This is a genomic window from Emticicia sp. BO119 (assembly GCF_013912375.1).
In the GTDB taxonomy this organism is placed as follows: Bacteria; Bacteroidota; Bacteroidia; order Cytophagales; family Spirosomataceae; genus Emticicia.
In genome coordinates, this window is record NZ_JACETV010000002.1 from 916167 (window position 1) to 932974 (window position 16808).

10 protein-coding genes are annotated in these 16808 nt (G+C 37.9%); 6 read left to right on the top strand and 4 right to left on the bottom strand.

The features are described from left to right. Window positions 1-13: 13 nt before the first annotated feature. A complete protein-coding gene (locus H1R81_RS10665) occupies window positions 14-2410 on the top strand; it encodes an ABC transporter permease (RefSeq protein WP_181840693.1) in 2397 nt (798 codons plus the stop codon). A gap of 143 nt (window positions 2411-2553) precedes the next feature. Here the strand turns inward: H1R81_RS10665 and H1R81_RS10670 are convergent, their stop codons facing one another. The 4 genes from H1R81_RS10670 to H1R81_RS10685 all read right to left on the bottom strand — a co-directional run bounded on the left by H1R81_RS10670 (window position 2554) and on the right by H1R81_RS10685 (window position 5600). Further along, entirely contained in the window at window positions 2554-3075 is a 522-nt protein-coding gene (locus tag H1R81_RS10670) for an META domain-containing protein (protein ID WP_181840694.1), read from the bottom strand. An 86-nt stretch (window positions 3076-3161) separates the two neighbouring features. Further along, a complete protein-coding gene (locus H1R81_RS10675) occupies window positions 3162-3917 on the bottom strand; it encodes a LytTR family DNA-binding domain-containing protein (protein WP_181840695.1) in 756 nt (251 codons plus the stop codon). After that, a complete protein-coding gene (locus H1R81_RS10680) occupies window positions 3917-5023 on the bottom strand; it encodes a sensor histidine kinase (protein ID WP_181840696.1) in 1107 nt (368 codons plus the stop codon). Before H1R81_RS10680 ends, H1R81_RS10675 begins: the two co-directional genes overlap by 1 nt. Beyond that, window positions 5010-5600 carry a hypothetical protein gene (locus tag H1R81_RS10685; RefSeq protein WP_181840697.1) on the bottom strand — a complete coding sequence of 197 codons (591 nt, stop codon included), beginning with the start codon at window positions 5598-5600 and terminating at the stop codon, window positions 5010-5012. The genes H1R81_RS10680 and H1R81_RS10685 overlap by 14 nt, the downstream gene beginning before the upstream one ends. A 286-nt stretch (window positions 5601-5886) precedes the next feature. Here H1R81_RS10685 and H1R81_RS10690 point away from each other — a divergent pair, with 286 nt between their 5' ends. The 5 genes from H1R81_RS10690 to H1R81_RS10710 all read left to right on the top strand — a co-directional run bounded on the left by H1R81_RS10690 (window position 5887) and on the right by H1R81_RS10710 (window position 16788). Continuing rightward, window positions 5887-8280, top strand: a complete 2394-nt coding sequence (locus tag H1R81_RS10690; protein WP_181840698.1) for an ABC transporter permease — start codon at window positions 5887-5889, stop codon at window positions 8278-8280. Between the two features lie 88 nt (window positions 8281-8368). Then, on the top strand, window positions 8369-9331 hold the full coding sequence (locus H1R81_RS10695) for an alpha/beta fold hydrolase (protein WP_181840699.1): 963 nt from the start codon (window positions 8369-8371) through the stop codon (window positions 9329-9331). Between the two features lie 100 nt (window positions 9332-9431). Next, complete coding sequence (locus tag H1R81_RS10700; protein WP_181840700.1) at window positions 9432-11825, top strand: ABC transporter permease; 2394 nt, start codon at window positions 9432-9434, stop codon at window positions 11823-11825. Window positions 11826-11894: 69 nt separating this feature from the next. Continuing rightward, complete coding sequence (locus tag H1R81_RS10705; protein WP_181840701.1) at window positions 11895-14324, top strand: ABC transporter permease; 2430 nt, start codon at window positions 11895-11897, stop codon at window positions 14322-14324. Window positions 14325-14397: 73 nt separating this feature from the next. Then, on the top strand, window positions 14398-16788 hold the full coding sequence (locus H1R81_RS10710; RefSeq protein ID WP_181840702.1) for an ABC transporter permease: 2391 nt from the start codon (window positions 14398-14400) through the stop codon (window positions 16786-16788). Window positions 16789-16808 lie beyond the last annotated feature (20 nt).

Consider the following 16808-nt stretch of genomic DNA (forward strand, 5'->3'; position numbering starts at 1 on the left):
GGGTTAGGGGCTTATGTTAAAGAATTACTTAAAAATCGCACTACGAAACCTTTTCCGCAATAAGGTTTACAGTTTTATTAACATTGCGGGGCTTAGTATTGGTCTGGCTGCGGCTATGCTGATTATGCTTTATACCAAAGATGAAGTAAGCTATGACCGGTTCCATGCCAATAATCCGAATATTTATCGGGTTACTACTGAATGGATTAATCCTGATGGAAGCATAAAGCAAGCCGATGGTACTACGGGCTATTTTCAAGGTCCTAAATTTAAAGCGGGTGTACCTGAAATTCAGTCTTATGTAAGATTGAGAAGCGATTTCAGGAATATCCGTCAGGGTACTGAAATAAAAGGATATAGTGTACTTGAGACAGATGCTAATTTCTTCTCTGTATTTACATTCCAATTAATAAGCGGTAATCCTGCCAAGGCGCTTGAAAAACCTCAGTCAATTGTGGTATCAGATGAAATGGCTTTGAAACTGTTTAAGGATACTGATGTATTGGGTAAAACTATTGATTTTGTTGAAGAAGATAAACTCGTACCTTATCTGATTACAGGAGTAGCCAAAAAAGCTCCACAAAACTCTTCAATCAAGTTCGACTTCTTATTACCAATGATTGTTAAGAATGAAGAATATCAGAATAATGAAAACTGGTTTAATTTCTTTCTGAATACTTTCGTAGTATTGTCGCCTAATGCCAATGAAATTGCAGCAGAGGCAAAAATGAAAAGAGTATATGAATCTGAAGCAAAGGCTTCTATTGCCAAGATGGCAAAAGACTTTGAGATAAAAGAACGTGCTCAATATACACTTCAGCCATTAACTGAAATACATTTGAGTACACAATTTGCTGCACAAAATGGGCTGACAGATGCCAGCAACCCGACTTTCTCTTATATCCTGACCGGAATAGCTTTCTTTATTTTATTAATTGCCTGTATCAATTTTATTAATCTTACAGTTGCCCGTTCGTTAAAACGCGCTAAAGAAATCGGTGTAAGAAAAGTAGTAGGGGGCGATAGGAAGCAATTGATTATGCAGTTTCTGGGTGAGTCGTTCGTATTGTGTTCGATAGCTTTTGTTTTAGCTGTTGTTATTGTGCAGGCTGTATTGCCCACGTTTAATCAGTTAGCTAATAAAGCATTAGCGTTTTCGTATTTATTTGATTTCAGACTTGTGGTCGGATACATTATACTTTTCTTTATTACAAGCTTATTGGCAGGGTTTTATCCGGCTATGGTATTGTCTGGCTATGATCCGGTGAAGACTTTGTACAGCCGATTTAATCTGACTGGTAAAAATTACTTGCAGAAAAGCCTTGTTGTGGTGCAGTTTGGCCTGGCTTCTTTTCTGATTATTGCTACGCTTACTATATATTCGCAATTCGATTATCTGACTACCAAGGAGTTGGGCTATGATGATAAAAACCTGATTACGGTTGATAGATGGCGTATGAGCCATAGTGAGGCTCGTCTGTTTATTGATGAATTGAAAAAAGACCCTAATATTATTGAAGTAGCGCCTAAAAATGGTGGACAATGGGGCACTATAGCTCGGATAAATGGAGAAAAACAGATTGAATTTGCCTATGAAACAATAAATCCTACATTCTTGCCACTTTTAAAAATACCAGTTATAAAGGGGCGTAATTTCTCAGCTGATTTCCCATCTGATTCAACCCAATCTGTAATAGTGAATGAAGCATTTGTGAAGAAAGCAGGTTGGAAAACTCCGATTGGGCAGGAAGTGAATTTCTGGTATGATAATAATACCAGATATAAGGTGATAGGCGTAGTAAAAAATCATCATTTCAATTCACTGAATCAGGAAATCGGTGCGCAATTATTTACTATGAAACCAGGTAACAGATATGGAACCGTATATATTAAAATCAAGCCAAAAACGGAGGTGGCAAGTCTGAAGCACATTGAAAAGACTTTCAAGAAGCTGTTTCCAATCAACTCGTATGATTACAAGTTTGTAGAGGCCGAAAACCTGAAAAGGTACGAATCAGAAGCTAAATGGAAGCAAATCATGATGTTTGGTGCCGTATTGACCATCTTCATTTCTTGTATAGGCTTGTTTGGTTTAGCTACCTTATCGGCAGAAAAACGTACCAAAGAAATTGGTATCCGTAAAGTATTGGGTGCATCGGTAAGTAGTATCGTTCAGTTGCTTTCTAAAGATTTTCTGAAATTAGTAAGCCTTTCGTTCATATTTGCTTTTCCTCTGGCATTTTATGCGGCGCAGGAATGGCTCAAAAACTATCCTTATCGTATTTCTATCAGCGCATCTATCTTCATTGTTACGGCTATAGTTACGATAATGATTGCACTATTGACAGTAGGGGGACAGGCTATCAGGGCAGCTTTAATGAATCCGGTGAAATCGTTGAAAACGGAGTAGACGGAGTAGGGAGAATGGAACAGGGGAAAGGAGTTTCCATTTCTTTTTTTGAGATATAAAAAGGTTAATAGTCAAAATTCAATAAATAAAAATGGCAAGAGGGAAGCCCTTTTGCCATTTCTTATATCATTCAGTTCCAAATCTTATCGTTTTTTAAAAGTCATTACCTCTGTTGCCGGATTCCCGATAAATAATTTTACTTGGTTTGTCTCAAAAACTATTCTGGTTGCTTTACCTAAATTTTTATAAAATTCATCTTCCGCTTTCATCGCCTCAGCAGGTCCTGCCATTTCGGTTGTGATTACCTCAGTACTTTTAATAGTGCCATCAGCTTCGTTGTGGGTATAAGTAGCCCCATACATATTTACGTAGCTAAATCCACTGATATTCAGATATGCCATATTATCTGGGGCTTTTTTAGCTATATCCATCCCCAGTTTTTCTGAACCCTGTGTTTTGCTGTTTTGATAGCCTGCAAAATAATATTCAGTAGGCTTTGAGACAGCGCCCGGGTCTTTGCTTGAAACAGGTTCATTAGGGTTCTCTCCATCTTTTGAATTTGCCTTAGCAGGTAAATCGTCGGCATCAGCCGACATATCCTCTGCTCCCTTTTCACAAGACATCATAATTGCCATGAAACTCAATAATAGCATTAATTTTTTCATAAAGAATAGATTTAAGGTAATACTACTATGATACGGTTATCTGAAAAATAGTTGGAATCTGATAGAAATATTTTTAAGCTAAATCCTTAATAATCAAATAACCTGAAGAAGTTTTCAACGTATTTACGGCCTGTCTCGATTTTTGATTTTTTCACGTCTTTGAGAGTAATTATATAGTTGCCTGTAAAAAAACGCTGTGCTTCTAAGATATGTTTTGAGTTGATGATAGTAGAGCGACTTATTCTGACAAACTCTTTTGGCAAAATATCTTCCAGATTCTGAATAGTATAATTTGTCAGGTATTGCTTACCATCTAAAGTATTCAGAAAAACGTAGCGTTCTTCGGCAAAGAAATATGCAATTTCTGTAATGGAAATGAAAAGCATTTTTTCGCCAGCCTTAACCGTGAGTGAATGAATCTCTTTTTTATTTCCGATGGAAGATAATAAATTAGCAAACTTCTGAAAATTAAATTGTGTTTGTTGTTCCGATTTCTTTTGTTTTAATCTTATTACTGTCAAATCAAAGCGTTGTTTCTCTATGGGCTTCAATAGATAATCTACTGAGTTTTCTTCGAATGCTTTTACGGCAAAGGCATCATAGGCGGTTGTAAATACGATTAAGGGCATGGTTCGGAGCTTTTTTAACACTTCAAAACCGTTAAACACGGGCATTTCAATATCGAGAAAAATCAGATCGGGTTTAATCCTTTCTACTATTTCAATAGCCTCATCTCCATTGCGGGCGATGGCTACTACCTCGAAAAAATCAGGATAATTTGCCAGCAGATTTTTTAATCCTTTAATTGCCAGCTCTTCATCTTCTATAATAACTGTTTTCATTATGCGTACTTTTTAGGAAGATGAACCAAAATATATTTGGTTGGATTTTCATGATATTTCTCTTGGTTTGTCGGAGATTCATTGAAAACGGCAAAAGAAGCATTTTCTCCACCCAATAATTTTATTTTTTCATTCACACTCCGTAAACCATACCCATACTGAAACCCTGATTGAAAAGGCTGACCATTATCATATATCTTTAATTCTATAAAATCATTATCAGAATTTATCTGTATGCCCATTATTCCTTTATCTGGCATTTTTGAGATACTATGTTTTATGGTATTTTCGGCTAAAGGTTGAATAAGGAAACGTGGAATGATGCAGGCAGATAAATCAGAATCAAGGTCAGGAATCCTGAAATCAAGTCTTTCACCAAACCTTATTTTTTCAATAGATAGATATGTTCGTACTAAATCTAATTCCTCGGCTAATGTCCAGTAATACTGGCTTTGAGCGTTGGTAGTGAATCTGAAAAACCTGCTCAATAGCAAGGTCATTTGTTTGGCTTTCTGTGGTTCATCGTCTATGGCATTGGCAATAGAGTTTAACGAATTATACAAAAAATGGGGGTTGATTTTGGCTTGTAAAGCTTCTAAATCAGCTTTGGTTTTTAGTTCTTTTAGTTGGGTTACCTCTAATTCCTTCAATAAAAAATGCTGTTCACGGCTTTTCTCATTTTCAACCCAATAATAAGCAAATAAACCGGCCCAGACTAAATTCAACCTGAATACAATAGAACCATTAAAGTTAAAGAACAAATCTTGTAAGGTATAATGAAAAGGAAGGTCTTTGGCACTTAAAAGTACAAGTGCTCCTTTGCCCAAATACAAGAGAATACCTAAAGCCAGGTAATTTAAAAAAGTTTTTTGTTTGTTGATGAATGTGTATCTGCGATAAAGGTAGATAACCACAACAGCCATAAATGACTCCAGAAGGTTATCATAAAAAATAAAGTCATTGGCAGCACCAAGAGGAGCATTTGAATCAGGTATGTAGCCCATCAAGGTGGATAAAAGAAAAAGGCCTCCCCCTAACCCGAAATTGACAAGGGTGATGATAATAAACTGAAAGAATGAATTACTGAAAAAATTATTCGGCTTCATTGGTGTTCCAGAATAGATAGGCGATGATACATAAAGGTATAAATAGAATCAGATCATTCAAATGTGCCAACCATTCAATACGCAATATTCTGCTTACCGGAAAAGTAACTCCCCCTACAGATAGCAGCGTGCCTACCCACCATCGGACAAGCTTTGTGCGTGTAAGTACAATCCCAAGTACAAGTAAACTTAATGGAAAAGCCGGCCCGCTCCAGAATAAAACCAGATTTAACTGGGTAGGGTAAAGTTTTGCTGCTTCTACTCCAATTTTGTCTGAAATATTGAAAATATCGGAATATAAGCCCTCAAATGCAAACGCTATCCCACCGAATATTCCATAAAGAACATACAGTAATCCCAGACGTGAATACACCGGGAGCTTGGGTTTCAGTGAATCAAAAATGCCGATAAGACCTATAGCCAGAAAGAGCATTGAAAAGAAGACCAGAACTGAGCCATTGATGGTATGACGACCATTTTCTTTCCAGAAAAAAGAACTGATGATAACAATCAATTGCCCTGATACAAGGCAGATAGCCCAGAATTTTTTGTCGAGAATAGATGATTTTGATTGCATAAAGTTTGTAGCTGTTTAATAATTTCAGCACAAAACAGCCATGAAAAACCTCTGCGAAAAACAGGTTTTGGTTATAATACAGAATTCAGCGTACAGAATACATAAAACTATACATAGAAGTATTTCAGAGTGACCTGAAAAACCTTGTCCGTGAACGTACGAGAGCCGTCCGAAAACGGACAGATTCTTTTGGGTATTTTATCGTAAGGTTTTGATTATTAATTGTTTATGTTTTTGGCATGGCTTTAGATAATTATAATACACAATACAAAATTATGAAAAAGCTATGTTGAAAAATTATTTTAAAATAGCGATAAGGAATCTGCAACGAAATAAGGTTTATGCCTTAATCAATGTCATGGGGCTGGCATTGAGCATGAGTTGCGGAATCCTTATTTTTGCTTTAGTAAAACACCACTTGAGCTTCGATAACTTCCATGCAAATTCTGATCGTATTTATCGCATTGTTACTGAGCAACACCGGGATAATATCAGTTATACGAATAGTGTGCCGAATCCTTTAGGAAAGGCATTTCGGAATGATTATACTTTCGGTGAAAAAGTTGCCCGTATCTGTACTTTTGACGACCAACTGATTACTGTAAAGCAAGGGAATGAAATAAAGAAATTTAAAGATGATGAAGGTATTGCATTTACGGAAACAGAGTTTTTTGACATTTTTAATTATCCTCTTTTGATTGGAGATAAAAAAACAGTTTTAAGTGAGCCCAATACGGCAATCATGACCGAAAGAGCCGCTAAAAAGTATTTTGGCAACGAAAACCCCATTAACAAAACCTTTAAACTTGATAACCGTATTGAATTTAAGGTTACGGGTATCCTAAAAGATCTGCCAGCCAATAGTGACAGACAAACGGATATTTATGCGTCTTATCTGACCTTAAAATCTTATAATGAATGGGCCGCCAGCGATGATTCCTGGGGAGGAATTTCGAGTTCTATGCAATGCTTTGTATTACTTCGCCCCGGTATTTCTCCTGCTCAGGTTGAAAAAGTGATGCCTGCCTATGTGAAAAAGTATCGTCCGACCTCCAAAAACGTTCATCATTATAAATTTCAGCCTTTGGCAGAAATGCACTTTGATGCCCGTTACAATGGCCCAATGGACAAGAAGAATCTATGGGTACTATCATTCATCGGCTTGTTTCTGATTATTACAGCTTGTGTTAATTTTATTAATCTGGCCACAGCGCAGGCATTGAAACGCTCTAAAGAAGTAGGCGTAAGAAAAGTGTTAGGCAGTGTACGAATGCAACTTTTCTGGCAGTTTATTTCAGAAACAAGCCTGATAAGCATCTTAGGGGCGGTGGTTGCGATTGTATTGGCTTTTGCCGCTTTACCTTATGTGAACACCTGGTTTAGTTCACAAATCAGTATTAATCTGGTCAATGACTGGCAGTTAATGCTTTTTATTGTCTCATTAATTGTAGTAGTTACTTTATTTTCAGGGTCTTATCCCGGTCTTATATTGGCCGGGTTCCAGCCTGTTCTCGCTCTTAAAGGAAAACTATCTCAACAAAATATAGGTGGTTTTAACACACGACGTACACTAATTATTACTCAGTTTGCTATTTCTCAGGTTTTGATTATCGGCATGGTTATTATTGCGAATCAGATGAAATATGCGCAACAATCAGACCTCGGTTTTCAAAAAGAGGCTATCGTAACAATTCCGATAGCTTCTGGAACGGATTTTAATAAACAGAAGACAATTAAGAACCAATTTTCTGCATTAAGTGGTGTTGAAAAAGTATCTCTCTTTTTCAGACCTCCAGCTTCAGGTTCAAACTGGAGCACCTCTGTAAAGTTTGACAACCGGACTGAAGACGAGGTGTTCAGAGTAAATGTAAAATCAGGAGATGACGAATACCTTTCAACTTTTGACCTCGAGTTGGTAACCGGAAGGAATATTTTTCCTGCCGATAGTATGAGAGAATGTCTGGTGAATGAAACCTTTGTCCGCAAACTTAATCTGGCATCTCCTCAGGAAGTCATCGGAAAAACCATATCAATGAATGGCGGGCACAGCACAGGGCCGATTGTAGGTGTTGTCAAAGATTTTCATGACCGCTCTTTTCATGAAGAAATTAATCCGGTTTTGATTACGACTCTGGCTGATAATTATGACAGCTATGGTGTGAAACTAAATATGGCCAATGCGCAGACAACCCTTGCCTCTGTAGAAAAAATATGGACGCAAGCGCACCCTGACCAGATTTACGAGTATCAGTTTTTAGATGAAAGCATTGCCGAGTTTTATGAAACAGAAAGTATCATGCTGAAAATGATACAGGCATTTTCAGGCATTGCTATATTCATTGGTTGTTTAGGGTTATACGGGCTTGTTTCGTTTATGGTTACCCAGAAGACGAAAGAAATCGGTATCAGAAAAGTTTTAGGCAGTAGTATTGGTAGTATTATCTGGATTTTCGGAAAAGAATTTTCCCGACTGATAATTATCGCTTTTCTGGTGGCCGCACCACTTGCCTGGTGGTTGATGAGCAACTGGTTACAGGATTTTAAATTCCGTATCGACATCAAAATAGATGTATTTATTTTAGCTATTACCTCAACGTTTGTGGTGGCAGCTTTAACTGTAGGGTATCAGGTAATTAAAGCAGCGTTGATGAATCCGATGAAATCGTTGAGAAGTGAATAAAATCCCCCGGCCACTTTCTTTTAAAGGGGAGCTGGGATACAGATTGTCTTACTATTAAAGCAAATTCCCTTTTAGGGTTAGGGACAATATGGCGAAGCAAATAATCTTAATAATTTTTGCAGCTTTTCTGAGCTCAAATCTATCAGGTCAGCAGATTCCGACAACAATAGACTGGTTTTTGCGTACAGGTAGTTCTCAAAATTCCCCACAGCTTTATGTAAAAGAAATGGGCATGGGAAAAGATACTATTGTGATGTTGCATGGAGGATGGGGTGGTGCGCATGATGAACTGGTAGATGCTGTAAGAAATCTGGGTTCTCAGTTTCATTTTATATTTTATGAGCAAAGAGGTTCGCTCAGGTCTCCATGTGCCGATTCACTGATAAGTTTTGATGCACATATAGAAGATTTGGAGCGGTTAAGAAAAGAATTGGGGATACAAAAAATGATAGTGGTGGGTCATTCAATGGGTGGGCTTTTAGCAGGGGCTTATGCGTCAAGATACCCTGAAAGAATCAAAAAACTAATACTTTTAGCACCTGCCTATTTAAAGGAACCCTTGTCGAAAGGTGATATAGCTATTCTGAGCGTAAGCCGACCGGCTTTTGAGAGTTTTTTAGTCAGACCCGACATAAGAGCTGAATTAGAAAAATATAACCTGACCGGAGATAATCTGAATTCAAGACAGGAGACCTTTAAAAACAGAATAAATCTTTGTGGCAGAATGGTTTACGATGTGAGCAACTGGAAGAAATTTCAGGGAGGCGGTCCACTTTTTAAATTCAATGTATATAACCTGACTACGAGAACCTATCCTCCTGATGGCTTTAATTTTTTCACCGCACTTCAAAAAACAGGTTTTCCGATAAGAGTGATTATGGGCGATAATGATTTTCTTGATTTTGGAAATACATTAATGCCAAAATGGTATAATGAAATACCAAATAGTCGGTTTATTTCCATCAAAAACGCAGGACATTTATTATGGTTCGACCAACCTGAGGCGTTTGAGAAGGCATTGAAAGAAAGTATTAAAGCCCCCAACCCCTAAAGGGGAGTTGCTTACGCATTATTATATTAAATTCCCCTTTAGAGGTTAGGGGTTAATTTTCAACTTTTTAAAAAGTCCCCTATTTGGGGCTATGGGCATTATGATACGCAACTATTTAAAAATCGCCATACGTAACCTTATAAAAAACAAGGTTTACTCTTTTATCAACATCGGTGGATTAGCCGTTGGCTTTACCGTCTTTTGTCTGATTTCGCTATATGTATTTGATGAGCTAAGTTTTGATAATTTTCATGCAAAGGGGGATAATATAGTAAGATTGGTGCATCATGCCGAATGGGAGGGTGGTGAGGCACATCATGCAGTTACATCAGCAGCCTTTGCTCCGGCATTGAAAGCTGAATTTCCAGAGGTAAAAGAGGCAGTCAGAATTTCACCTGAAGGTGGTGGGGTTATCACTTTCGGAGATAAAACTGTGAAGGCTGGTAATATAGTTTTTACAGATAAAAATGTATTTGAGGTTTTCACCTTTCCTTTTTTGGCAGGTAATCCTAAAACTGCGCTTTCAGAGCCTAATACCATTGTTATCAATGAAACATTGGCAAAAAAAATATTCGGCAGTGCACAAAAGGCGTTGAATCAGACGATCATGTTTGATAAAACAGTAGCCAATAAAATTACTGGCGTTATTCAGGATATGCCTGCCAATTCTCATTTACAATTTGAGGGCTTACGTTCTCTGCCGACCAACTATACTGCAGGCTGGCAGGAGTCTAATTTATATACCTATTTACTTCTGAGCGATGGAGTGGACAAGAGTAAGTTAGAAGCAAAATTCCCGGCCTTTGCGCAGAAAACCATTTTGAAAGAAATGCCTGTAGTCTCTTACAGAATGGAATTGCAGTCGCTGAGAGATATTTATTTACATTCTAACCTGCAATACGAAATAGGTGCCAATGGTTCTATCAACCGTGTATATTTATTCATGGCCTTAGCAGGTTTGATACTCATTATCGCCATCATTAATTATATGAATCTGGCCACAGCCAGAGCAGGTTTAAGAACCCGTGAAGTGGGTGTTCGCAAGGCAATCGGTTCTACTCAAACTGATTTAATGGGCTTATTTATTATGGAAGCCATGACACTTAGCATCATCGCCTCATTCATTTCAGTATTTTTAATAAGTTCACTTCTGCCATTTTTCAATCAATTGGCAGACAAATCTTTAAGCATTGATAGATTTGGTTTTGGAGTTTCAATAGCTGGCTTCGTTCTTTTCAGTCTCTTTATTGGCTTGCTGAGTGGAAGTTATCCTGCTTTCTTTATTTCAAGATTCAAAATTGTTTTAGCCTTAAAAGGGCTTTCAGGGAACTTAAACCAAAGTATCATTTTTAGAAAATCGCTGGTCGTATTTCAGTTTGTTGCAACCATGATTTTAATTGCCGGAGCATGGATTATCTATCAGCAATTACAGTTTTCAGCTAATAAGGACCTCGGGTTTAACAGAGAACAGGTGGTGACGATACATATCGATGATAGAAATTTACGCACAAAGGTGAAATCGTTGAGGGAGCAGTTAATGAAAAGTCCTTTGATAGAAAACGTGGCTACAGCCGGCAACCCTATCGGTAATAATAATCTGGGTCAGATGCCCTACTACTTTGAAAAACCGGATGGTTCTATTTCAACTAATTCTACGGTAGTACAAGAGCTGGTGGTGAACGCCTCCTTTGTGCCAACGATGGATATTAAGATGAAGTTAGGGGATAATTTTTCAGAAAATAAACCAAGCGACGTTACCGACGCTGCACTCATCAACGAGACCTTAATGAAACAACTGGGGTTCTCAAATCCGATAGGAAAAAGGATGCAGGTGAAAATCAATAATGACCTTACTGTTGAGCGGAAAATCATAGGTGTATTCAAAGATTTTCATACGTATTCTTTGCAACATAAGGTAGAGCCTGTAGTGCTGATAATGCCTGTGCAAGCAAGCATGGAGGATAATCTTTACGTAAAACTCAATACTTCACAAACCAGGGAAGCATTGGCTTATATTGAAAAGACTTATCGCGAATTTGATAAAATAAGTCCGATTGAAATCAATTTTCTGAATCAGAATTTTGCCCGTCAGTATGAAGCAGAGCAAAAACAAGGAGCACTTTCGCTGTATTTTGCCATCATATCGGTTCTATTGGCTTGTCTTGGTTTATTCGGTTTAGCCGCCTTCACTGCACAGCAAAGAGTAAAAGAAATAGGTGTAAGAAAAGTATTAGGTGCCAGTGTGGCCTCTATATTCATTTTATTGAATAAAGATTTTATAAAACTGGTATTGCTGGCCTCAGTAATAGCCATACCAGTAGCCGTAGTTTTGATGAACAAATGGCTTCAGAACTTTGCTTACAAAGTGGAGATTCATTGGTGGGTGTTTGTTGGGTCTGCTTTTACTTCTTTATTAATTGCCTTACTAACAGTAAGTTATCAGGCCATCAGAGCAGCATTGGTGAATCCGGTTAAGTCATTAAAAACTGAATAGCAAACAGCATTGGGTGGAGGGCAGAGGGTTCTGTTCCATGCCCCATGCCGCTGCCCAAAGCAAAAAAATATGCTACGAAATTATCTAACAATCGCCTTTAGAAATCTTGTTCGTAACAAGGTATATAGCTTTATCAATATTGTTGGTTTAGCTATGGGTATTACTGCTTTTTTATTTATTCTGGAATACATCAGTCTTGAAAAAAGTGTTAATAATTTCCACAAAAATTCGGCAGATACTTACCGTCTGCTGAATGAGGATATTCACGGAATTACCTCGCCGGATATCGGACCTGGCTGGGCATTAAAAGCCAAAGAAAATTTCCCTGAAATTAAAGATTTTTGCCGGTTTGAATCGGGCGTTTCTAAAGGTGTGGTCAAAAAAGCCAACGTCAATAGTGAGCCATTCCGCGAGTCAGATATTGGTTTTGCAGAAGGTAATTTCTTTGAGTTTTTTTCTTTCCCCCTGATATCCGGTAATGCTAAAGCCCTTAATAAGCCCAACACTGTTTTTATTTCTGAGAAAACTGCGAAAAAATATTTCGGTAACAATAATCCGGTAGGACAGATACTGATGCTGGATAATCAGTTTGGTACTTCGGCCCATAAAATAGAGGGAGTTTTTGCTGATATGGGAGACAATTCAGACATCAGATACGACATGGTATTTTCATTAGAAACCATGAAAAGCCCCGGCTATCTGAATGGCAATGAATGGGCTACTTTAACCAGCCTTGATTTTCAATACATCAATACCTACTTTCTGCTCAACAAAGGTGTTGACCCGAAGGCGTTTGAAAGCAAACTAACAGATTTACGCAAGAAATCAGGCAAAGAAAATGATGATACCCGTTTCAGGTTACAGCCTTTGGCTAATGTTCACTTGGCCTCCTCATTGAGCGATACCTATCAGACAACCGGAAATCTGAAATACGTATATATGTTGGGCGGTATTGCCTTCTTGATACTCCTGGTGGCCTGGTTTAATTATATCAATCTTTCAACGGCTAATTCTTTAAAAAGGGCCAATGAGGTGGGGGTTAGAAAAGTAATAGGGGCAACTCGAATCAATCTGATTGCACAATTTTTAGGAGAATCAATCGTAGTGAACCTGCTGGGTTTTGGCTTATCTGTATTCTTTATCTACTCGTTTCAGTCGTTCTTCAATGAACTGATCGGTAAAGAATTATCTATCCAGACTATTCAGTTTTCGTTAGTTTCTATTTTAGGGTTAAGTTTACTATTTATAGGTTCAATCCTTTCAGGGGCTTTAACAGCTTTTGTTTTATCAAACTTCAATCCAATCGAAACGCTGAAAGGTAAATTAGGTAAACAATTAAAGGGCGTATTCTTACGTAAGGCTTTGGTAGTTTCGCAATTCAGTATTTCTATCATGCTTATTTTAGGAACGGTTCTGATTTACCGCCAGTTGCATTTTATGCAAAACAAAAATCTGGGTATGAATACCCATCAGTTACTGGTTATTAAAGGGCCTGAAGTAGGGAAGGATAGTACTTATAAAATACGTAAAACAGCCTTTATCGATGGTCTGTCTCAACAAAGTTTTATAAAAGATTACTGTGCATCAGGCAGTATCCCCAGTGGTTGGTATAATTTCACTACCTCGGGCGTTACACAGGCAAAATCAAAATCCGGTGATGAACTGAAAACTTATTCATTCGCAATTATTGGAGACAGATTCCTGAAAACCTATGGAATTGACCTGAAAGCAGGCAGAAATTTTACCTCTGCCGAATGCAATGTAGACTGGATGAATAATAATAAAATATTGCTTAATGAAAGAGGAGTACAGTCTCTTGGCTTTACTTCGGCTGAAAAAGCAGTAAATGAAAAAGTTCAATGGGACGGAAGAACGCTGGAGATTATCGGCGTAGTGAAAAACTATCATCATCAGGGTGTTCAGAAAGCCATTGACCCGATCATATTCTATCCGCAGAATTCATCAGCTTATTTTACTGTAAGACTAACGCCTGACAAAGTGCAGGATAAGATAGCAAGTCTGGAAAAACTATATAAAGCGAATTTTGCGGGTAATCCTTACGAATACTTCTTTGTAGACGAAAACTTCAACAAGCAATACCTTACTGAGCAACAATACAGCAGAATATTCACTACATCGTCTATCTGGGCTATTATCATTGCCTGTTTGGGCCTTTTCGGATTAGCTACCTTTACTACCGAAAGCCGTACAAAAGAAGTCGGAATCAGAAAAGTACTTGGGGCAGGGGTGTTGGGTATTACAGCATTGTTAAGTAAAGATTTTTTGAAACTGGTAATGATATCCATTCTGATTGCAAGCCCTGTTGCGTATTATATGATGGATAAATGGCTGGAAAACTTTGAATACAAAGTAGATATATCATGGTGGATTTTTGCTTCCTCTGGCTTGGGAGCGATAGGACTGGCCTTAATTACAGTAGGGTATCAGGCTATCAGAGCGGCTTTGATGAATCCGGTTAAATCATTAAAAACTGAATAGCATAGGGCAAGGGGCTTAGGGCAGAGTTTTTTCGTCCTATGCCCCATGCTCTCTGCCCTAAACAAAAAAGATTATGCTACGAAACTATCTGAAAATCACGCTGCGTAGCTTGTTCAAAAACAAGACTTTTACGCTTATCAATGTTTCCGGACTTGCCATTAGTCTGGCGTGTTGCATTGTGCTTGGGCTATATGCCTATTCTGAAATATCTTTTGATAGATTTCATCAGAAAAACAAACAGATTTTTCGTATCAACAAAGTTGTATCTGAGGTAAACAAAACCCCTGAAAAACATAGTATTACTTCGGGAGCTTTGGCAACGGTATTGCCCAGAGAGATCCCTGAGATTGAGTACGCTGTGCGGTTTCGCCCCTGGTTTAATGAAATGGGAGTCAATTATGGGACTACCCAGAATAAATTGAGCGATGTGGCTTATGCTGATGCTGATTTCTTTCAGATTTTCGACTTTAAATTGTTAAAAGGAGATAGACAAACAGTTTTATCTGAACCTAATACTGCGGTTATTACCGAAAAAACATCCAAGCGTTTTTTCGGTAACAATGATCCTATCGGTAAAACACTTATTACTTTGAATGAAACCCCTGTAACAATTACGGGAGTAACAGAAGATGTTCCACTTGATTCGCATATCAAATTTGATATGCTTATTTCCTGGAAAACTACCACATCAGGACCAAACAAAGACTATTTTCCCTGGTTAAATAATTGGTTGACTCAAGTAGTTTATACCTATGTACTGGTGAAGGAAAATGCAGATAACCACTTAGTTGAGTCAAAAATCGCAACGCTTTTTAATAAAAATCTTCCTGAAAGAAAAGACCAGTACAAGCATTATCTGCAATCGATTAATGATATTTATTTAGGTTCGGCCGATGTTAAATTTTCTGAGAGTTTCAGGTCAAATAGCGATAAAATAGTTTACGCACTCATTGGTATTTCTATATTTATTCTGCTCATTGCCTGCTTCAATTTTATCAATCTCTCTACAGTTTTATCGCTCAAAAGAGTTAAAGAAGTAGGTATGCAAAAAGTATTGGGAGCGGTTCGTAAACAGTTGATTTTTAAGTCTTTCATTGAGTCGTCATTGGTTTGCTTAACAGCGTTTTTGCTGGCACTTCTACTCGTTTCAGGTTTATTGCCAGACTTTAACCAGTTAGCAAATGCTCATATAGATTTTTCTCAATTACTACGGCCAGGTATTCTTTTTGCTCTTGTCGGTTTTATTATCATTGTGAGCCTCATGGCTGGTTTATATCCTGCGCTTTTTCAAACCCGTTTTCAGGCTGTTGATGTCTTCAAAAGTACAACCAAGGTTGGTAAAGACTCCTGGCTACGCCAGTCGTTGGTCATAACACAATTTACTTTATCAACCCTTTTGATTATTGGTATGATTGTCATTAATAATCAGATTGATTTTCTGGTAAAGAAAGATTTGGGCTTTGATAAAGACCAGCAAATTATTATACAATTGACTGATACAGGTATGGAGAGCAAAGCAAAGCTGTTTGTATCAAACATTCAGAGTTTTGATGGAGTCGAAAAGCTGAGCCTTAGCGCAAGAGTTCCAGGGCAAGGGTATATGGGTTTTGGAATTATTCCCGAAGGATACACCGAAAAAGATAACCTGATGGCAGGGGTGCAACAATCTGACGCCAATTATACGGCCACTTATAATATTCCTATGGTAAAAGGACGATTCTTCTCAAAGGATTTTCCAACTGATACGCTTAACTCAATTGTTATTAATGAGGCGATGGTTAAATACCTGAACTGGCAGAACCCTATTGGAAAAAGATTCAAGATTAGCGGAGGAATAGATGCCAGAGTAATAGGTGTCATGAAAGATTATAATGTGGTTTCGTTGCGCGAAACCATCCAACCGGCAGCTTTTATCTTAAAAGATAACCCTCTATATCTGACACTCAAAATAAAGACAGGCAAGATTAAAGAAACATTAGCTTTTGTAGGGAAAACATGGAAAGAGTTGGAAAGCAAGCATCCATTCAATTATTATTTTTTAGATGAAAGACTCAATCAATATTATGCATCAGATGTACGGTTGCTTCAAGTCATAAGTATTTTTGCTGGTTTGGCCATATTGGTAGCTTGTCTGGGGCTCTTTGGTTTAGCAAGTTTCGCAGCTGAAACTCGCACCAAAGAAATCGGCATCAGAAAAGTGTTAGGGGCTTCTATCCTGAGTGTCACAACATTGCTTTCGAAAGATTTCCTGAAACTTGTTTTCCTCAGTATTATCATTGCTTCTCCTATAGCTTATTATGGTATGAAACAGTGGTTGCAGGACTTTGCATACAGGATTGATATTGAGTGGTGGGTTTTTGTGTTAGCAGGGGTTTCAGCAACTGCAATTGCCTTACTGACTGTGAGTTATCAGGCAATAAAGGCGGCTTTGATGAACCCGATTAAATCATTAAAAACGGAATAACATGGCGCAAAGGGCATAGG

Excerpts from the sequence above, each read along its gene's own strand:
- H1R81_RS10700 (WP_181840700.1), top strand. The coding sequence starts at position 9,432 with ATGATACGCAACTATTTAAAAATCGCCATACGTAACCTTATAAAAAAC.
- H1R81_RS10675 (WP_181840695.1), bottom strand. The coding sequence starts at position 3,917 with ATGAAAACAGTTATTATAGAAGATGAAGAGCTGGCAATTAAAGGATTA.
- H1R81_RS10690 (WP_181840698.1), top strand. The coding sequence starts at position 5,887 with ATGTTGAAAAATTATTTTAAAATAGCGATAAGGAATCTGCAACGAAAT.
- H1R81_RS10710 (WP_181840702.1), top strand. The coding sequence starts at position 14,398 with ATGCTACGAAACTATCTGAAAATCACGCTGCGTAGCTTGTTCAAAAAC.
- H1R81_RS10680 (WP_181840696.1), bottom strand. The coding sequence starts at position 5,023 with ATGAAGCCGAATAATTTTTTCAGTAATTCATTCTTTCAGTTTATTATC.
- H1R81_RS10670 (WP_181840694.1), bottom strand. The coding sequence starts at position 3,075 with ATGAAAAAATTAATGCTATTATTGAGTTTCATGGCAATTATGATGTCT.
- H1R81_RS10705 (WP_181840701.1), top strand. The coding sequence starts at position 11,895 with ATGCTACGAAATTATCTAACAATCGCCTTTAGAAATCTTGTTCGTAAC.
- H1R81_RS10665 (WP_181840693.1), top strand. The coding sequence starts at position 14 with ATGTTAAAGAATTACTTAAAAATCGCACTACGAAACCTTTTCCGCAAT.
- H1R81_RS10685 (WP_181840697.1), bottom strand. The coding sequence starts at position 5,600 with ATGCAATCAAAATCATCTATTCTCGACAAAAAATTCTGGGCTATCTGC.
- H1R81_RS10695 (WP_181840699.1), top strand. The coding sequence starts at position 8,369 with ATGGCGAAGCAAATAATCTTAATAATTTTTGCAGCTTTTCTGAGCTCA.